Source organism: Kluyvera genomosp. 3 (genome assembly GCF_011765685.1).
Classification (GTDB): Bacteria; Pseudomonadota; Gammaproteobacteria; order Enterobacterales; family Enterobacteriaceae; genus Kluyvera; species Kluyvera georgiana_A.
On the sequence record NZ_CP050321.1, the window covers coordinates 412,131 to 429,750 of the forward strand.

A 17,620-nucleotide genomic window follows, 5' to 3' on the forward strand; every position below is an offset into this window, starting at 1 on the left:
TATGGATAAAGTGATGTTATCGTTCGACAAAGTCAGCGCCCACTACGGCAAAATTCAGGCGCTGCACGAGGTCAGTCTGCACATTAATCAGGGTGAAATCGTGACGCTCATCGGGGCGAACGGCGCGGGGAAAACCACGCTGCTCGGCACGCTGTGCGGCGACCCGCGCGCGACCAGCGGGCGGATTGTCTTTGATGATAAAGACATTACCGACTGGCAGACGGCGAAAATCATGCGTGAAGCGGTGGCGATCGTGCCGGAAGGGCGTCGTGTGTTTTCGCGCATGACGGTGGAAGAGAACCTGGCGATGGGGGGCTTCTTTGCCGAGCGCGATCAGTTCCAGGAGCGCATCAAGTGGGTTTACGAACTGTTCCCGCGCCTGCATGAACGTCGAATTCAACGTGCGGGCACCATGTCCGGCGGCGAACAGCAGATGCTGGCGATTGGCCGCGCGTTGATGAGCCAGCCGCGCCTGTTGCTGCTGGATGAACCTTCTCTGGGGCTGGCGCCGATCATCATCCAGCAGATCTTCGACACCATCGAACAGCTGCGCGAGCAGGGTATGACCATCTTCCTCGTCGAGCAGAACGCCAACCAGGCGCTGAAGCTCGCCGACCGCGGCTACGTGCTGGAAAACGGCCACGTGGTGCTATCCGATACCGGTGATGCGCTGCTGGCGAACGAAGCGGTGCGTAGCGCGTACCTCGGCGGTTAATTCACAGCAACAATGCCGGATGGCGGCGTAAACGCCTTATCCGGCCTACCGTTACTCGTAGGCCGGATAAGATGCGTTCGCATCGCCATCCGGCGTTTCTCTATCCGTGCCACAGCTCCCACTTTCCTTCCTTACCACCGTCACCTCCTTGCCATCCCTTTGTCGCCTTACTATCTTTTTTTTGTAATAAAAAAGTTATTTTTCTGTCATTCGAGCATGTCATGTTACCCCCGCGAACATAAAACGCGTGATATCGCGCATCCCGGCACAAAAAGAGAGATAACCGATGATATCGTTACGACATACAGCTTTAGGATTGGCGTTAAGTCTGGCATTGGCGAGCCAGGCGATGGCAGTGACCACAATTCCGTTCTGGCACTCCATGGAAGGCGAGCTGGGCAAAGAAGTTGACTCCCTGGCGCAGCGTTTTAACGCCGCCAACCCGGACTACAAAATTACCCCGATCTACAAAGGCAACTACGAGCAGAGCCTGAGCGCGGGTATCGCCGCTTTCCGTACCGGCAATGCGCCGGCGATTCTACAGGTGTATGAAGTGGGCACCGCCACCATGATGGCGTCAAAAGCGATTAAGCCGGTGTATCAGGTGTTCAGCGATGCCGGGATCACGTTTGACGAATCTCAGTTTGTGCCGACGGTATCCGGTTACTACACCGATGCCAAAACCGGGCATCTGCTCTCTCAGCCGTTTAACAGCTCTACCCCGGTGCTGTACTACAACAAAGATGCCTTCAAAAAAGCCGGTTTAGACCCGGAACAGCCGCCGAAAACCTGGCAGGACCTGGCTGACTACACCGCGAAGCTGAAAGCCGCCGGTATGAAGTGCGGCTACGCCAGCGGCTGGCAGGGCTGGATCCAGATTGAAAACTTCAGTGCCTGGCACGGTCTGCCGGTCGCCAGCAAAAACAACGGCTTCGACGGTACCGATGCGGTGCTGGAGTTCAACAAGCCGGAGCAGGTTAAACATATCGCGCTGCTTGCCGATCTGAACAAGAAGGGCGACTTCAGCTACTTCGGACGTAAAGACGAATCCACCGAGAAGTTCTACAACGGCGACTGTGCGATCACGACCGCGTCCTCCGGCTCGCTGGCGGATATTCGCCATTACGCCAAATTCAACTACGGCGTCGGCATGATGCCGTACGATGCCGACGTCAAGGGCGCACCGCAGAATGCCATCATCGGCGGGGCGAGCCTGTGGGTGATGCAGGGTAAAGATAAAGAGACCTATACCGGCGTGGCGAAATTCCTCGAGTTCCTGGCGAAGCCGGAAATTGCCGCCGAATGGCACCAGAAAACCGGCTACCTGCCGATCACCACCGCCGCGTACGATTTGACCCGCCAGCAGGGCTTCTACGACAAGAACCCAGGCGCGGATATCGCGACCCGTCAGATGCTGAACAAACCACCGTTGCCGTTCACCAAAGGCCTGCGTCTGGGCAACATGCCGCAGATTCGTACCATCGTGGATGAAGAGCTGGAAAGCGTCTGGACCGGTAAGAAAACGCCTCAGCAGGCGCTGGATTCTGCGGTAGAGCGCGGGAACCAGCTGCTGCGTCGCTTCGAGCAATCGACCAAGTCTTAATTTAACCGCCTTACCCCTCACCCTAACCCTCTCCCCATAGGGGAGAGGGGACCGTTCGGCGCCGTCTGGTAGAGATTGCACCGGGTTGTCTTTTCTCCCTCGCCCCTTTGGGGAGAGGGTCGGGGTGAGGGGAAAACCAACGCAGAGTTTAACTATGTCATCATCCCGTCCGGTGTTTAAATCGCGCTGGCTGCCCTATGCATTGGTCGCCCCGCAGCTGATTATCACCGTTATTTTCTTTATCTGGCCCGCCGGCGAAGCGCTGTGGTACTCGTTGCAAAGCGTCGACCCGTTTGGGCTCTCCAGCCAGTTTGTTGGCCTGGATAACTTCGTCACGCTGTTTCATGACCCTTACTATCTCGACGCCTTCTGGACGACCATTAAGTTCAGCGCCATGGTAACGGTGAGCGGCCTGCTGGTGTCGCTGGTTTTTGCTGCCCTGGTGGATTATGTCGTGCGCGGCAGTCGTCTCTACCAGACGCTGATGCTGCTGCCATACGCCGTTGCCCCCGCCGTTGCCGCGGTACTGTGGATCTTCCTGTTCAACCCAGGACGCGGGCTGATTACCCACGTTCTCGGTGAGTTCGGCTACGACTGGAACCACGCGCAGAATAGCGGCCAGGCGATGTTCCTGGTGGTCTTCGCCTCGGTGTGGAAGCAAATCAGCTACAACTTTCTGTTCTTCTTCGCCGCGCTGCAGTCGATTCCGCGCTCGCTGGTAGAAGCTGCCGCCATCGACGGCGCCGGCCCGATTCGCCGCTTCTTCAAGCTGGCGCTGCCGCTGATTGCGCCGGTGAGTTTCTTCCTGCTGGTGGTGAACTTGGTTTACGCCTTCTTTGATACCTTCCCGGTGATTGATGCCGCGACGGCAGGCGGCCCGGTACAAGCCACCACCACGCTGATTTATAAGATTTACCGTGAAGGGTTCGCCGGGCTGGATCTCTCGGCCTCTGCCGCGCAATCGGTGGTGCTGATGTTCCTCGTCATCATCCTGACCGTGGTGCAGTTCCGCTACGTGGAAAGAAAGGTGCGTTACCAATGATTGAGAACCGTCGCGGGCTGACTATTTTCAGCCACACCATGCTGATCCTGGGGATTATCGTGATTCTCTTCCCGCTGTACGTCGCGTTCACCGCGGCAACGCTGGACGACAAAGCGGTATTTGAAACGCCGATGACGCTGATCCCCGGCGGCCATCTGTTTGAGAACATGAAGGCCATCTGGGTGAACGGCGTTGGGGCCAACAGCGCGCCGTTCTGGTTGATGATGCTTAATAGCTTCATCATGGCCTTCGCCATCACCGTCGGCAAAATTACCGTCTCGATGCTGTCGGCGTTTGCCATTGTCTGGTTTCGCTTCCCGCTGCGTAACCTGTTCTTCTGGATGATTTTTATCACCCTGATGCTGCCGGTCGAAGTGCGTATCTTCCCGACGGTGGAAGTGATTGCCAACCTGAAAATGCTCGACAGCTACGCGGGCCTGACGCTGCCGTTGATGGCCTCGGCCACCGCGACTTTCCTGTTCCGTCAGTTCTTTATGACCTTGCCGGACGAGCTGATTGAAGCCGCGCGCATTGACGGCGCCTCGCCGATGCGTTTTTTCCGCGACATCGTGCTGCCGCTGTCAAAAACCAACCTCGCGGCGCTGTTCGTTATCACCTTTATCTATGGCTGGAACCAGTATCTCTGGCCGCTGTTGATCATCACCGACGTCAATCTCGGCACCGCCGTGGCGGGCATCAAAGGCATGATCGCCATTGGGCAAGGCACCACGCAGTGGAATCAGGTGATGGCGGCAATGCTGCTCACCCTTATCCCTCCGGTCGTTATCGTTTTAGCCATGCAACGGGCGTTTGTGCGTGGTTTAGTGGACAGTGAGAAATAACATGGCAGGACTGAAATTACAGGCAGTAAGCAAAAGCTGGGACGGCAAAACCCAGGTGATTCAACCGCTGACGCTGGACGTGGCGGACGGCGAGTTTATTGTGATGGTCGGCCCGTCGGGCTGCGGTAAGTCGACGCTGTTGCGCATGGTGGCCGGGCTTGAGCGAGTGACCAGCGGCGACATCTGGATCGATCGCAAGCGCGTCACCGAAATGGAGCCGAAGGATCGCGGCATTGCGATGGTGTTCCAGAACTACGCCCTCTACCCGCATATGAGCGTGGAAGAGAATATGGCCTGGGGGCTGAAAATTCGCGGTATGGGGAAAGCGCACATCGCGGAAAAGGTGCGGGAAGCGGCGCGTATTCTTGAGCTGGATGGCCTGCTGAAGCGCCGTCCGCGCGAACTGTCCGGCGGCCAGCGCCAGCGCGTGGCGATGGGGCGCGCGATTGTACGCGACCCGGCGGTGTTCCTGTTTGATGAGCCGCTCTCTAACCTTGATGCCAAGCTGCGCGTGCAGATGCGTCTTGAACTACAGCAACTGCATCGTCGTCTGAAAACAACCTCGCTTTACGTCACTCACGACCAGGTGGAGGCGATGACCCTTGCCCAGCGGGTGATGGTGATGAACAAAGGCATTGCCGAACAAATCGGCACGCCGGTGGAAGTGTATGAGAAACCGGCCAGCCGTTTTGTGGCGAGCTTTATCGGCAGCCCGGCAATGAACCTGCTGGACGGGCAACTGGATGCGTCCGGCACGCGCTTTGTGTTGCCCAATGGAATGCAGCTCCCGATTCCGGCAGGGCGTCGTGAATATGCCGGACGTCGCATGACGCTGGGTATCCGCCCGGAACATATTGCGTTAAGCTCGCAGGCGGAAGGCGGCGTGCCGATGGTCATCGACACGCTGGAAATTTTAGGTGCAGATAACCTGGCGCACGGGCGCTTTGGCGAATTGAAAATGGTGGTTCGTCTGCCGCACCAGCAGCGCCCGAATGCAGGCACTACACTGTGGCTACATCTGCCGGATGAACATCTGCACCTCTTTGACGGTGAAACAGGAATGCGAGTATGAGCAACTGGCCCTATCCTCATATCGTCGCCCATCGCGGCGGCGGCAAATTAGCGCCGGAAAATACGCTGGCGGCGATCGACGTGGGTGCGCGCTATGGGCATACCATGATTGAGTTTGACGCCAAGCTGTCGAAAGACGGGCAGATCTTTCTGCTGCATGACGATAACCTTGAACGCACCAGCAACGGCTGGGGCGTGGCAGGCGATCTGAACTGGCAGGATCTGCTGCGTGTGGACGCGGGCAGCTGGTTTGCCAGCAGCTTTAAGGGTGAACCGCTGCCGCTGCTGTCGCAGGTGGCGGAACGCTGCCGTCAGCACGGCATGATGGCGAATATTGAGATTAAACCCACCACAGGCACCGGCCCGCTGACCGGCAAAGTCGTGGCGCTGGCCGCCCGCGAGCTGTGGGCCGACATGACGCCGCCACTGCTATCGTCGTTTGAAATCGATGCGCTGGAAGCGGCGCAGCTTGCCGCACCAGAGCTGCCGCGCGGCCTGCTGCTCGACGAGTGGCGCGACGACTGGCGTGAGCTGACCACGCGACTGGGCTGCGTTTCCATTCACCTTAACCATCGTTTACTCGATGAGGCGCGCGTGGATGCGCTGCGCGAGGCCGGGTTAAAGATTCTGGTTTATACGGTCAATAACCCCCAGCGCGCGCGGGAGCTGCTGCGCTGGGGCGTGAACTGCATCTGTACCGATGCGATTGACGTCATTGGCCCGGATTTCCAGCCTTAATACTGCTTCAGCATGCCGCCGTTGTTGTTGGGCAGCGGCTGCTGATTCGGGGTGAGTGTACCTGGCTGGGCCTGTTGTACCCGCTGCTGGTTGGCCTTGAGCTGGTTTTGCAGATGCAGCTGTTGCTGCTGCGTCTGCACCTGCCGCTGTTGATTCAGCATCCCTTTCTGCTGCTGTTGTTGGTTCAACATTCGCGACTGCATGCGCTGCTGGCTGGGGATCTCATAACCCGGCTGGTTCGGGTTATTGTCGATGTTCAACGGCGCAGCCAGCGCGGTGAACGGCAGCAGCGCTGCGAGAATCAGTAATCGTTTCATCATCTTTCCTCCTTGTAGGGGATCTCTTAAGTTTACTCCTTTCCCGCCAGAACGAGGATTATTTCAGCATTTTGAACCAGGCTTAGTGGGGACCTCACCGCACGCTCTGGAGAATGATGATGATAACAACGCCGACGTTTTTCCGCCGGGTAGCCCTTGCTGCTCTGCTCTCAGGAAGCTGTTTTAGCGCCGTAGCCGCGCCGCCTCCGCCTCCCGTCTCCTACGGCGTGGAAGAAGATGTGTTTCATCCCGTCCGCGCCCAGCAGGGCATGGTGGCCTCGGTGGATGCCGCCGCCACGCGAGTCGGCGTGGAGATTTTGCGCCAGGGCGGCAATGCCGTCGACGCGGCGGTCGCGGTTGGCTACGCGCTGGCGGTTACGCACCCGCAGGCCGGTAACCTCGGCGGCGGCGGGTTTATGCTGCTGCGCACCAAAGACGGTAAAACCACGGCGATCGATTTCCGTGAAATGGCTCCGGAGCAGGCAACGCGCGACATGTTCCTCGACGATCACGGCAACCCGGACAGCAAAAAATCGCTGACTTCGCATCTGGCTTCCGGCACGCCGGGCACCGTCGCCGGTTTCTCCCTGGCGCTGGAAAAATACGGCACACTGCCGCTCAACAAAGTCATTCGCCCGGCGCTGAAGCTGGCGCAAGAGGGTTTTATCGTTAACGATGCGCTGGCCGACGATCTGAAAACCTACGGCAGCGAAGTACTGCCGAATCACGCCAACAGCAAGGCCATCTTCTGGAAAAACGGTGAACCGCTGAAGAAGGGGGATAAACTGGTGCAGGCTAATCTGGCGAAAAGCCTGGAGCTGATTGCCGAGCACGGGCCGGATGCGTTCTACAAAGGGGCGATTGCCGATCAAATTGCCGAAGAGATGCAGAAAAACGGCGGGCTATTGAGTAAGGCGGATCTGGCGAATTACAAGGCCGTCGAGCGCACGCCTATTAGCGGCACCTATCGCGGCTATGAAGTATTCTCCATGCCGCCGCCGTCTTCCGGCGGGATTCACATCGTGCAACTTCTTAATATTCTGGAAAACTTCGATCTGCATAAATACGGTTTTGGCAGCGCTGATGCGATGCAGCTGATGGCCGAAGCGGAGAAGCATGCCTATGCCGACCGTTCGGAATATCTCGGCGATCCGGACTTTGTGAAGGTACCGTGGCAGGCGCTGACCAACAAAGCCTACGCTAAATCAATTGCCGACCAGATTGATATCAACAAAGCCAAGCCTTCCAGCCAGATTAAACCCGGCAAGCTGGCCCCATACGAAAGCAACCAGACCACCCATTTTTCGGTGGTGGATAAAGACGGCAATGCGGTGGCGGTGACCTACACCCTCAATACCACCTTCGGCACCGGTATCGTGGCGGGTAACACCGGCATTCTGATGAATAACGAAATGGATGACTTTTCCGCCAAGCCCGGCGTGCCGAACGTCTATGGGCTGGTAGGGGGGGACGCCAACGCGGTAGAGGCGAAGAAACGCCCGCTGTCGTCAATGTCGCCGACCATCGTCGTCAAAGACGGCAAAACCTGGCTGGTGACCGGTAGTCCGGGCGGTAGTCGTATTATCACCACGGTGCTGCAGATGGTCGTCAACAGCATCGATTTTGGTATGAACGTGGCGGAAGCCACCAACGCGCCGCGTTTCCACCACCAGTGGCTGCCGGACGAACTGCGGGTCGAGAAGGGCTTTAGCCCGGACACGCTCAAGCTGCTGGAGGCGAAAGGGCAGAAGGTGGCGCTGAAAGAGGCGATGGGCAGCACGCAGAGCATTATGGTCGACCCGGACGGGACGCTGTATGGGGCCTCGGACCCACGTTCGCCGGATGATTTAACTGTGGGTTATTAAGCTATATATCTGATCTAACTATAAAATGTTAGATCAGATAACTTCAATAAATAGATAAGAGAATTGCTTACCGTTAATCGCGAGCTGTAACGAAAAACGTTTTTGCCTGCGAAAATCACCGTGTCATGTTGACCTCTTTATTCAGCAAGAGGGGGCGTGATGGACGCAGAGGTACCGGTAAGAAGGGTGACGCTTGCGCTGGGGATCTTTTTTGATGGTACGGGCAATAATGCGTTAACCACCCAAAAAATGGTGGAGATTTTTCGTCAACAGCACGGAAATATCGATAGCGTCGAGGCAGAACCCCTTTTCAGGCGTCATGCCCAAACGCATTTCGGGGTAAGCGGTACGCAAGCGGCGAGTTATCTCGGCTATTACACCAATATTTACGCGTTGCAGGCGCTCTACGCGCTCCCCGATTCTGCCGGGAAGGAACGGATTCAACAGGCGATTTATATTGAGGGCGTGGGTACCTGCGTGGGAAAGCCTGATTGCGTCATCGGGATGGGTTTTGGCACCGGAGAATATGGCGTGATAGCCAAAACCGATGAGGCTATTGCCCGTCTGGCGTCAGCGGTGTCGGTAGCACTCGCTTCGTTAAGTGGTCCGTGGGTAGTTGATTGCGTGCTGTTCGATCTCTTTGGCTTCAGCCGCGGTGCGGCGGCGGCTCGCCATTTTGCCAATCGTATTCAATCGGAAGATCCGGCTATCTTTCGCGCTATTGCCTCTGCCGTAGGCGATCTGCCACGGATGCGCTGCCGCTTTATTGGTCTATTTGATACCGTTGCCGCTATCGCGACGCTTGCCAACGGTATGGATCCCCACGGTCCTGACACCGGCGAGGTCAATCTTGTATTGCGTCCGGGCGTGGCGGAACACGTTTTTCACATCGTCGCTCAGCATGAATGCCGCTATAACTTTGCGCTGAACAGCGTCGCACCAGCATGGCCGGAGCTTTTGCTACCGGGTGCGCATTCGGATATCGGCGGCGGCTATCTGCCGCGAATACGTGAGGATCTCTTTCTCACGCGCCCGCAGGTTGAGACGGTGCCGTGGAATGAGCCAGGCGAACGATCGCGGGTTTATCGGCAAGCTGTCGCGCAGCTTTCCGCACTCAACAACGCCCCCGTAATGGCTCCCTTAATGCGAACGCACTCGGTGATGCCGGCAACCTGGGAGGATGAATTTGCCCCGAACGATCGCTACGGGCAGATGCAAAAACGATGTTTTGCGGCGTTGACCTTGCGGCAGCGACTGGTCAGCGCCGACTGGTCGCAGGCCGCGTTATGGGTGATGCTGGATGCGGCACGTGCTGCCGGCGTGCTGTTTGATGAGCCGACGCTACACTTGCCGGAGGCGTTAATACCCCTTGTCGAGCGCGCCAGACAAATGGGGAAGGCGGTACGCGTAGGATCGCGGATAAACGGGTTTAGCACGCAGGAATTAGATACGCTGGCGCAGGACTATATTCACTGCTCGGCTAACTGGAACAGCGTGACGGTGAATGATGCAGGCGAGCTTTATGGCGGCGCGGCGGTAGCGGAAACGCTCGGCTTTGTGAATAGACCTGATGAAGGGTGGGTCAGGACCGTCTACGATTTGAACGGCAAAAAGTGGTGAGTGCCCGGCACGTGGCCGGGCGAACGGTTTAAATGGGTTTCACCCGCGCCATAAAATAGGCATCCACATACTCCCCATTACGCAGCGCATAGTTGCGCCCGGTGCCTTCGATCTCAAACCCGTGCTTTTGATACACCGCCACCGCCGGCGCGTTATCGACAAACACGGTGAGTTCAATGCGGTCGACGCGCAGCCAGTTGTCGCACATATCGATCATGGTGCGCATGAGCGCGCTGGCGACGCCGCGGTTTTGCCAGCGGGCATCGACGCAAATACCAAAATCGGCGACGTGGCTGCGGCGAGGGCGTTGGGGGATGGCAATACTGAGGTGGCCAACCACCTGTTCATCGATGCAGGCGACCAGTTGCTTGATACCTGGCTGGTCGGCTAGCCGCTCTTGCCACATGTGGCTGGAAGGATGAGGCACCTGTAGCGTGTTGTGATACACCTCCGGCTGGGCGTGGATCTGACGGATAGCGTCGAAATCTTTGGGTTCAGCGTGGCGTATCACGATGTCACTCATTCTTCATTTCCTTTGTGGTGTAAAAGTCCCTTTTAACATCATTGATTTTGAAATGTGCGTCAATTAGCTTTTTTTGCAAAAATCACTGGACAGTTGCGAATGAGAATGATTATTATTGTCCTGCATTCAGGGCGTCCTTGCGGAGTTCCTGAAAGCACGACATTGCTCACATTGCTTCCAGTATTACTTTAGCCAGCTTATTGCTGGCTTTTTTTTGTCTGTCATTGCGCTATGGTATTCAGCAAACTCTTCAAAAGGACTGAACCATGACTCTGCACTGCGCCTTTATCGGCTTTGGCAAAAGCACCACCCGCTACCATCTTCCCTACGTTCTGCACCGCAAAGCCGACTGGCACGTGGCGCATATCTATCGCCGCAGTCCGAAGCCGGACGAGCAGGCGCCGCAGTATGCGCACATTCACTTCACCAGCGAGCTGAACGATATTCTGCACGATCCGCAGGTGAAGCTGGTGGTGGTTTGCACCCATGCTGATAGCCACTTCGAGTACGCGAAAAAAGCGCTGGAAGCGGGCAAGAACGTACTGGTAGAAAAACCGTTCACCCCGACGCTGGCGGAAGCGAAGGAACTGTTTGCGTTAGCGAAAAGCAAAGGGCTGACCGTCTCTCCGTATCAGAACCGTCGCTTTGACTCCTGCTTCCTGACCGCCAAAAAAGCCATTGAGAGCGGTAAGCTGGGCGAGATTATTGAAGTAGAAAGCCACTTTGACTACTACCGTCCGGAAGCGCCGACCCAGCCGGGGCGCCCGCAGGATGGCGCGTTTTATGGCCTGGGCGTGCACACCATGGACCAAATCATCTCGCTGTTTGGTCGTCCGGATCACGCGGCGTACGACATTCGCAGCCTGCGCAATCCGGCCAATCCGGATGATACCTTTGAAGCTCAGCTGTTCTACGGCAACCTGAAGGCGATAGTGAAAACCAGCCACCTGGTGAAAATCGACTACCCGAAATTTATCGTGCACGGCACCAAAGGCTCCTTCGTGAAGTACGGTATCGATCAGCAGGAAACCAGCCTGAAAGCGGGCATTATGCCGGGCGATGCGGGCTTTGCGGCGGATAGTTCACTGGCACAGCTGGAGTACGTCAACGATGCGGGGGAAACGGTAAAAGAGCAGTGGCAGGCCGAGCGTGGCGACTATGGCCGAGTGTACGATGCGCTGTATCAGACGCTGACCCAAGGCGCGCCGAATTTCGTCAAGGAAACTGAGGCTCTTACCAATATGGAACTGCTTGAGCGCGCCTTTGAGCAACCGTCTCCTGCCACGATTACCCTTGCCAAATAAGTAAAAATGGCTCCTCTGTTCTTGTTCATATTTTTTGAACAGAGGAGTCAATTTTCACCCACTATCATCCTGAGCGGTTTACGTCCAAACTTGTTTCATCGAAAACATGAGGGGGTAAAAAATGATTTTCTTACGCAAAGCAAATGAACGTGGTCACGCGAATCATGGTTGGCTGGATTCCTGGCATACCTTCTCTTTTGCCGACTACTACGATCCGAATTACATGGGCTTCTCGGCGCTGCGCGTCATTAACGATGACGTGATTGATGCAGGCCAGGGGTTCGGTACTCACCCGCACAAAGACATGGAAATCCTGACCTACGTGCTGGAAGGCGCCGTGGAGCACCAGGACAGCATGGGTAACAAAGAGCAGGTTCCGGCGGGCGAGTTCCAGATTATGAGCGCCGGTACCGGGGTGCGTCACTCGGAGTACAACCCGAGCGCCACCGATAAGCTGCACCTGTATCAGATCTGGATTATTCCAGAAAAAACCGGCATCACGCCGCGCTACGAACAGCGTCGCTTCGACGCCGCGCAGGGCAAACAGCTGGTGCTGTCGCCGGATGCGCGTGAAGGTTCGCTGAAGGTTTACCAGGATATGGAGCTGTACCGCTGGGCGCTGGCAAAAGGCGAACAGTCAGTACACCAGATTGCCGCCGATCGCCGCGTGTGGATTCAGGTCGTGAAAGGTGAAGTCTCGATTAATGGCACCAAAGCCACCACCAGCGATGGTCTGGCGATTTGGGATGAGCAGGCGATTTCGGTTCACGCCGACAGCGAAAGCGAAATTTTACTCTTCGATCTGCCGCCAGTTTGATCCGTCTTAAATAATTAGCGCAACCTCCCCAATCTTGCGGGGAGGTTGCGTCATCTCCGTGGTAAACTTCAGCAATATTTCACCTTTGTTTGCCACTGGACGATGAAAAAGAAAAGACCCGTACTTCAGGATGTTGCCGATCGCGTTGGCGTAACCAAAATGACGGTGAGCCGTTTTTTACGTAACCCGGAGCAGGTTTCCGAAGCGTTACGCGGTAAAATTGCGGCGGCGCTTGATGATCTGGGCTATATCCCCAATCGGGCTCCCGATATTCTCTCCAATGCGACCAGTCGCGCCATCGGCGTGCTGCTGCCCTCATTAACCAACCAGGTCTTTGCGGAAGTGCTGCGCGGCGTGGAAAGCGTCACCGACGCCCACGGCTATCAGACGATGCTTGCCCACTACGGCTACAAGCCGGAAATGGAGCAGGAGCGCCTGGAGTCGATGCTCTCCTGGAACATTGACGGCCTGATTCTCACTGAACGTACCCACACGCCGCGTACCCTGAAAATGATCGAAGTTGCCGGTATCCCGGTTGTTGAGCTCATGGACAGCCAGTCTCCGTGCCTCGATATCGCCGTGGGTTTCGATAACTTTGAAGCGGCGCGGCAGATGACGGCGGCGATTATCGCGCGCGGTCATCGGCACATTGCCTATTTAGGCGCGCGTCTCGATGAACGTACTATTATCAAACAGAAAGGCTACGAGCAGGCGATGCTTGACGCAGGTCTGACGCCGTATAGCGTGATGGTGGAGCAGTCGTCGTCTTACACTTCCGGCATCGAACTGATGCGCCAGGCACGACGCGAATTCTCCAGGCTGGACGGCATTTTCTGTACCAACGATGACCTCGCGGTCGGCGCGGCGTTTGAGTGCCAGCGTCTGGGGCTGAAAATTCCGGACGATATCGCGATTGCCGGTTTCCACGGCCACGATATCGGCCAGGTGATGGAACCGCGTCTCGCCAGTGTCCTGACGCCGCGTGAGCGCATGGGGCGCATTGGCGCGGAGCGTCTGCTTGCCCGTATTCGCGGTGAGGTAGTGACGCCGAAGATGTTAGATTTAGGTTTCACTTTGTCACCGGGTGGTTCTATTTAGGCCTCACAAGTTTGAACTAGATCACACATATTCACTCGTAATTCACTTCCGGCACGAATGGTTATTGCTTATCCAGTTGCTCAGCATGACAATGTTACCGATAACTGTTACCCGTAACAAATTCTCAGTGCCCAACAGGAGGACGCCTTGAGCACGACTAACCACGATCACCACGTTTATGTACTGATGGGCGTATCCGGCAGCGGTAAATCCGCCGTTGCCAGCGAAGTCGCACATCGCCTGAACGCCGCGTTTCTGGACGGCGATTTCCTGCACCCGCGCAGCAATATCGTCAAAATGTCCTCCGGCGAACCGCTGAACGACGACGACCGCAAACCCTGGCTGCAGGCGCTGAATGACGCCGCGTTCGCCATGCAGCGCACGAACAAAGTCTCGCTGATTGTCTGCTCCGCGCTGAAAAAAGCGTACCGCGACATTCTGCGTGAAGGGAACCCGAATCTCTCCTTCGTCTACCTGAAAGGGGATTTCGAGGTGATTGAGAGCCGTCTGAAAGCGCGTAAGGGCCACTTCTTCAAGACCCAAATGCTGGTGACGCAGTTCGAAACCCTGCAAGAACCGGGCGCTGACGAACGCGACGTGCTGGTGGTTGATATCGATCAGCCGCTGGAAGGCGTTATCGACAGCACCATTGAAGTGATTAACAAAGGCCGTATCGCGTGACAACTTTATCGTTAGTTTTAACAGCAGTGGGTTCCGTTTTACTGCTGCTGTTTTTAGTCATGAAGGCGCGTATGCACGCCTTCCTGGCTTTGATGGTGGTTTCTATTGGTGCAGGGCTTTTCTCCGGTATGCCGTTGATTAAAATCGCGGAAACCATGGAGAAAGGCATGGGCGGTACGCTGGGCTTCCTGGCTATCGTGGTCGCGCTGGGCGCGATGTTCGGCAAAATTCTGCATGAGACGGGCGCAGTCGATCAGATTGCGGTCAAAATGCTGAAATCCTTCGGCCACAGCCGCGCGCACTATGCCATTGGTATCGCCGGCCTTATCTGTGCGCTGCCGCTGTTCTTTGAAGTGGCGATCGTGCTGCTGATTAGCGTCGCGTTCTCTATGGCGCGTCACACTGGCACCAACCTGGTGAAGCTGGTGATTCCACTGTTTGCCGGTGTGGCAGCCGCTGCGGCGTTTCTGCTGCCGGGGCCAGCGCCAATGCTGCTGGCTTCCCAAATGCACGCCGACTTTGGCTGGATGATTCTGATTGGCCTGTGTGCGGCGATTCCGGGGATGATTATTGCCGGGCCGCTGTGGGGCAATTTTATCAGCCGTTACGTTGAGCTGAATATTCCTGATGACATTACCGAGCCGCACCTTGGCGAAGGCAAAATGCCGTCCTTCGGCTTCAGCCTGGCGCTGATTCTGCTGCCGCTGGTGCTGGTGGGTCTGAAAACGATCGCCGCGCGCTTTGTGCCGGTGGAGTCCGAAACCTATCAGTGGTTTGAATTTATCGGTCACCCATTCACCGCGATTCTGATTGCCTGCCTGGTGGCGATTTATGGCCTGGCGTTCCGTCAGGGCATGGCAAAAGACAAAGTGATGGCGATCTGTGGCGCGGCCTTGCAGCCAGCGGGGATTATTCTGCTGGTTATCGGTGCGGGCGGCGTGTTCAAACAGGTGCTGGTGGATTCCGGCGTCGGCCCGGCATTGGGTGAAGCCCTGACCGGGATGGGCCTGCCGATTGCGCTGACCTGCTTCATTCTGGCCGCTGCGGTGCGCATTATTCAGGGTTCCGCGACGGTTGCGTGTCTGACTGCGGTTGGCCTGGTGATGCCGGTGATTGAGCAGCTGCATTACAGCGGCGCTCAGCTGGCGGCGCTGTCTATCTGTATCGGCGGCGGTTCTATCGTGGTGAGCCACGTGAACGACGCAGGCTTCTGGCTGTTCGGTAAGTTTACCGGCGCGACGGAAGCGCAGACGCTGAAAACCTGGACCATGATGGAAACCATTCTTGGTACGGTAGGCGCGATTGTCGGTATGGTGGCGTTTTCGCTGCTGAGCTGACCTGAAGTGCTCCCTCTCCCCAATGGGGAGAGGGATTGTACGGTGCAACGATTTATTATCCCTTCATCCACATCCGAATGCCGTCCAGGAACATCTGGGTCGCCATCATCACCAGAATCAATCCCATCAGACGCTCTAACGCGTTAACCCCTTTCTCGCCCAGCAGGCGCAGGAACAGCGACGACTGCAGCAAAATCACCACTGTGCCCCCCCAGGCAATCAGCAGCGCAATGACCAGATGCGACAGATTGTTGGGATACTGATGCGACAGCAGCATCAGCGTCGCCAGCAGCGTCGGCCCGGCAACCAGTGGAATGGCAAGCGGGACAATAAACGGTTCTTCACCCGCCGGCAGCCCCGAGCTGTTCCCCGTGGCGCTGGGGAAAATCATCTTAATGGCAATCAGGAATAAAATGATGCCGCCGGAGATAGAAACCGTCTCGGCGCGCAGGTTTAAAAACGCCAGAATCTTCTCGCCCGCGAAGAGAAAAATCAGCATCAGTAGGAGTGCGATTAAAAGCTCACGTATCATGATCGCCTTGCGGCGCTTGGGTTCCGTGTGTTTTAGCACCGACATAAAAATGGGCAAATTTCCCAGTGGATCCATAATCAGGATCAATAAAACAGCGGCGGAAAAGATTTCACTCATGACTCAAATTCCCTGATAATTGTTGTGGAATTTCTGCTCTACACATCGTCTGCGTTGCGGAGTTCAACGTGGATAAATGTGCCCCCTATAACTGGGGGGAATAAGTTGCATTTCTGATTGCTTTGCAATCATTGATTAATTTCACTTGCGACTTTAGCTGCTTTTTGTAATGTGAAGGGATGCCCAGTGGAACTGGTAAGCAATAACAGCACATATCTGCAGGAAAATTCGTTATGAAAAATGTTGGTTTTATCGGCTGGCGCGGGATGGTCGGCTCTGTACTCATGCAACGCATGGTTGAAGAGCGCGACTTTGACGCCATTCGCCCGGTCTTCTTCTCCACCTCTCAGTTAGGTCAAGCTGCGCCGTCGTTCGGCGGCACCACCGGTGGTAAGCTTCAGGACGCCTATGATCTTGAAGCGCTGAAGGCGCTCGACATTATTGTTACCTGTCAGGGCGGCGATTATACCAACGAAATCTATCCTAAGCTGCGTGAAAGCGGCTGGCAGGGTTACTGGATTGACGCCGCCTCCTCGCTGCGCATGAAAGATGACGCCATCATTATTCTCGACCCGGTGAACCAGCAGGTCATCACCGACGGTCTGAACAACGGGATTAAAACCTTCGTCGGCGGCAACTGCACCGTCAGCCTGATGCTGATGTCGCTGGGCGGCCTCTTCGCCAACGATCTGGTTGAGTGGGCCTCTGTTGCTACCTATCAGGCGGCTTCCGGCGGCGGCGCGCGCCACATGCGCGAACTGCTGACCCAAATGGGCCTGCTGCACAACCACGTCGCCAGCGAACTGGCCGACCCGGCTTCCGCCATCCTCGACATCGAACGCAAAGTGACCACCTTGACCCGCAGCGGCGATCTGCCGGTTGATAACTTTGGCGTCCCGCTGGCGGGCGGCCTGATTCCGTGGATCGACAAGCAGCTCGATAACGGCCAGAGCCGTGAAGAGTGGAAAGGCCAGGCGGAAACCAACAAAATTCTCGCGACCTCCTCGGTGATTCCGGTGGATGGGTTATGCGTACGTATCGGCGCGCTGCGTTGCCACAGCCAAGCATTCACCCTGAAATTGAAAAAAGATATTTCCATAAGTTCTGTGGAGGAATTACTGGCTGCGCACAATCCGTGGGCGAAAGTGGTGCCAAACGATCGTGAAATCACGATGCGCGAACTCACCCCGGCGGCGGTCACCGGTACGCTGACCACGCCAGTTGGGCGTTTGCGCAAACTGAATATGGGGCCGGAATACCTGTCAGCGTTCACCGTTGGCGACCAGCTCCTGTGGGGCGCAGCCGAGCCGCTGCGTCGTATGCTACGTCAATTGGCGTAAACATTTATTCATCGATCAGGGGTGGCGAACCACCCCTTTTTTTTGCGTAATACAAGGG

At 56.5% G+C, this 17,620-nt stretch carries 16 protein-coding genes and 1 pseudogene; 14 read left to right on the forward strand and 3 right to left on the reverse strand.

Annotated features, from left to right (window positions below):
- Position 1: 1 nt before the first annotated feature.
- From livF to ugpQ, 6 genes are all read left to right on the forward strand, one after another.
- Positions 2-715 (forward strand): high-affinity branched-chain amino acid ABC transporter ATP-binding protein LivF, encoded by a 714-nt coding sequence (gene livF / locus GY169_RS01925; RefSeq protein ID WP_064541380.1) that lies wholly within the window; start codon positions 2-4, stop codon positions 713-715.
- 286 nt (positions 716-1,001) lie between these two features.
- A complete protein-coding gene (gene ugpB / locus GY169_RS01930; protein WP_064541383.1) occupies positions 1,002-2,318 on the forward strand; it encodes a sn-glycerol-3-phosphate ABC transporter substrate-binding protein UgpB in 1,317 nt (438 codons plus the stop codon).
- Between the two features lie 154 nt (positions 2,319-2,472).
- The gene (gene ugpA, locus GY169_RS01935; protein ID WP_163446760.1) at positions 2,473-3,360 is read left to right on the forward strand and encodes a sn-glycerol-3-phosphate ABC transporter permease UgpA; all 888 of its coding nucleotides are present in this window, start codon (positions 2,473-2,475) and stop codon (positions 3,358-3,360) included.
- Positions 3,357-4,202 (forward strand): sn-glycerol-3-phosphate ABC transporter permease UgpE, encoded by an 846-nt coding sequence (gene ugpE, locus GY169_RS01940; RefSeq protein WP_167574893.1) that lies wholly within the window; start codon positions 3,357-3,359, stop codon positions 4,200-4,202. The genes ugpA and ugpE overlap by 4 nt, the downstream gene beginning before the upstream one ends.
- 1 nt (position 4,203) lies before the next feature.
- On the forward strand, positions 4,204-5,274 hold the full coding sequence (locus GY169_RS01945) for a sn-glycerol-3-phosphate import ATP-binding protein UgpC (RefSeq protein WP_167574894.1): 1,071 nt from the start codon (positions 4,204-4,206) through the stop codon (positions 5,272-5,274).
- A complete protein-coding gene (ugpQ, locus tag GY169_RS01950; protein ID WP_163446754.1) occupies positions 5,271-6,011 on the forward strand; it encodes a glycerophosphodiester phosphodiesterase in 741 nt (246 codons plus the stop codon). The genes GY169_RS01945 and ugpQ overlap by 4 nt, the downstream gene beginning before the upstream one ends.
- Before the next feature lie 8 nt (positions 6,012-6,019).
- On the opposite strand, the pseudogene GY169_RS01955 reads toward ugpQ, so the two are convergent.
- A pseudogene (locus GY169_RS01955) lies at positions 6,020-6,328 on the reverse strand (DUF2756 family protein); the annotation flags it as partial.
- 119 nt (positions 6,329-6,447) lie between these two features.
- On the opposite strand from GY169_RS01955, the gene ggt reads away from it, so the two are divergent.
- The gene (gene ggt, locus GY169_RS01960) at positions 6,448-8,193 is read left to right on the forward strand and encodes a gamma-glutamyltransferase (protein ID WP_167577234.1); all 1,746 of its coding nucleotides are present in this window, start codon (positions 6,448-6,450) and stop codon (positions 8,191-8,193) included.
- Between the two features lie 159 nt (positions 8,194-8,352).
- Complete coding sequence (locus tag GY169_RS01965; RefSeq protein ID WP_167574895.1) at positions 8,353-9,813, forward strand: T6SS phospholipase effector Tle1-like catalytic domain-containing protein; 1,461 nt, start codon at positions 8,353-8,355, stop codon at positions 9,811-9,813.
- A gap of 28 nt (positions 9,814-9,841) precedes the next feature.
- Here the strand turns inward: GY169_RS01965 and yhhY are convergent, their stop codons facing one another.
- Positions 9,842-10,336 carry an N-acetyltransferase gene (gene yhhY / locus GY169_RS01970; protein ID WP_167574896.1) on the reverse strand — a complete coding sequence of 165 codons (495 nt, stop codon included), beginning with the start codon at positions 10,334-10,336 and terminating at the stop codon, positions 9,842-9,844.
- A 266-nt stretch (positions 10,337-10,602) separates the two neighbouring features.
- Here yhhY and GY169_RS01975 point away from each other — a divergent pair, with 266 nt between their 5' ends.
- The 5 genes from GY169_RS01975 (at position 10,603) to gntU (ending at position 15,573) form a co-directional block, all read left to right on the forward strand.
- Positions 10,603-11,640, forward strand: coding sequence for an oxidoreductase (locus tag GY169_RS01975; RefSeq protein ID WP_167574897.1), 1,038 nt, complete (start codon positions 10,603-10,605; stop codon positions 11,638-11,640).
- A gap of 121 nt (positions 11,641-11,761) precedes the next feature.
- Positions 11,762-12,457 carry a pirin family protein gene (locus GY169_RS01980; RefSeq protein WP_064541402.1) on the forward strand — a complete coding sequence of 232 codons (696 nt, stop codon included), beginning with the start codon at positions 11,762-11,764 and terminating at the stop codon, positions 12,455-12,457.
- 102 nt (positions 12,458-12,559) lie between these two features.
- Complete coding sequence (gene gntR, locus GY169_RS01985; protein ID WP_064541405.1) at positions 12,560-13,555, forward strand: gluconate operon transcriptional repressor GntR; 996 nt, start codon at positions 12,560-12,562, stop codon at positions 13,553-13,555.
- 147 nt (positions 13,556-13,702) lie between these two features.
- A complete protein-coding gene (gene gntK / locus GY169_RS01990) occupies positions 13,703-14,236 on the forward strand; it encodes a gluconokinase (protein WP_064541408.1) in 534 nt (177 codons plus the stop codon).
- Positions 14,233-15,573 (forward strand): gluconate transporter, encoded by a 1,341-nt coding sequence (gene gntU / locus GY169_RS01995; RefSeq protein WP_163446745.1) that lies wholly within the window; start codon positions 14,233-14,235, stop codon positions 15,571-15,573. Before gntK ends, gntU begins: the two co-directional genes overlap by 4 nt.
- A 55-nt stretch (positions 15,574-15,628) precedes the next feature.
- Here gntU and GY169_RS02000 read toward each other — a convergent pair whose 3' ends face one another.
- Positions 15,629-16,222, reverse strand: a complete 594-nt coding sequence (locus tag GY169_RS02000) for a YhgN family NAAT transporter (RefSeq protein WP_035892151.1) — start codon at positions 16,220-16,222, stop codon at positions 15,629-15,631.
- Between the two features lie 233 nt (positions 16,223-16,455).
- Here GY169_RS02000 and asd point away from each other — a divergent pair, with 233 nt between their 5' ends.
- Positions 16,456-17,562, forward strand: coding sequence for an aspartate-semialdehyde dehydrogenase (gene asd, locus GY169_RS02005; protein ID WP_064541414.1), 1,107 nt, complete (start codon positions 16,456-16,458; stop codon positions 17,560-17,562).
- Positions 17,563-17,620: the final 58 nt, after the last annotated feature.

What these genes read in the sequence shown, in the direction of transcription:
- GY169_RS02000 (WP_035892151.1), bottom strand. Translation starts at nt 16,222, where the DNA reads ATGAGTGAAATCTTTTCCGCCGCTGTTTTATTGATCCTGATTATGGAT.
- GY169_RS01945 (WP_167574894.1), top strand. Translation starts at nt 4,204, where the DNA reads ATGGCAGGACTGAAATTACAGGCAGTAAGCAAAAGCTGGGACGGCAAA.
- ugpQ (WP_163446754.1), top strand. Translation starts at nt 5,271, where the DNA reads ATGAGCAACTGGCCCTATCCTCATATCGTCGCCCATCGCGGCGGCGGC.
- ugpB (WP_064541383.1), top strand. Translation starts at nt 1,002, where the DNA reads ATGATATCGTTACGACATACAGCTTTAGGATTGGCGTTAAGTCTGGCA.
- gntR (WP_064541405.1), top strand. Translation starts at nt 12,560, where the DNA reads ATGAAAAAGAAAAGACCCGTACTTCAGGATGTTGCCGATCGCGTTGGC.
- GY169_RS01980 (WP_064541402.1), top strand. Translation starts at nt 11,762, where the DNA reads ATGATTTTCTTACGCAAAGCAAATGAACGTGGTCACGCGAATCATGGT.
- yhhY (WP_167574896.1), bottom strand. Translation starts at nt 10,336, where the DNA reads ATGAGTGACATCGTGATACGCCACGCTGAACCCAAAGATTTCGACGCT.
- asd (WP_064541414.1), top strand. Translation starts at nt 16,456, where the DNA reads ATGAAAAATGTTGGTTTTATCGGCTGGCGCGGGATGGTCGGCTCTGTA.
- livF (WP_064541380.1), top strand. Translation starts at nt 2, where the DNA reads ATGGATAAAGTGATGTTATCGTTCGACAAAGTCAGCGCCCACTACGGC.
- GY169_RS01965 (WP_167574895.1), top strand. Translation starts at nt 8,353, where the DNA reads ATGGACGCAGAGGTACCGGTAAGAAGGGTGACGCTTGCGCTGGGGATC.
- ggt (WP_167577234.1), top strand. Translation starts at nt 6,448, where the DNA reads ATGATAACAACGCCGACGTTTTTCCGCCGGGTAGCCCTTGCTGCTCTG.
- ugpA (WP_163446760.1), top strand. Translation starts at nt 2,473, where the DNA reads ATGTCATCATCCCGTCCGGTGTTTAAATCGCGCTGGCTGCCCTATGCA.
- GY169_RS01975 (WP_167574897.1), top strand. Translation starts at nt 10,603, where the DNA reads ATGACTCTGCACTGCGCCTTTATCGGCTTTGGCAAAAGCACCACCCGC.
- ugpE (WP_167574893.1), top strand. Translation starts at nt 3,357, where the DNA reads ATGATTGAGAACCGTCGCGGGCTGACTATTTTCAGCCACACCATGCTG.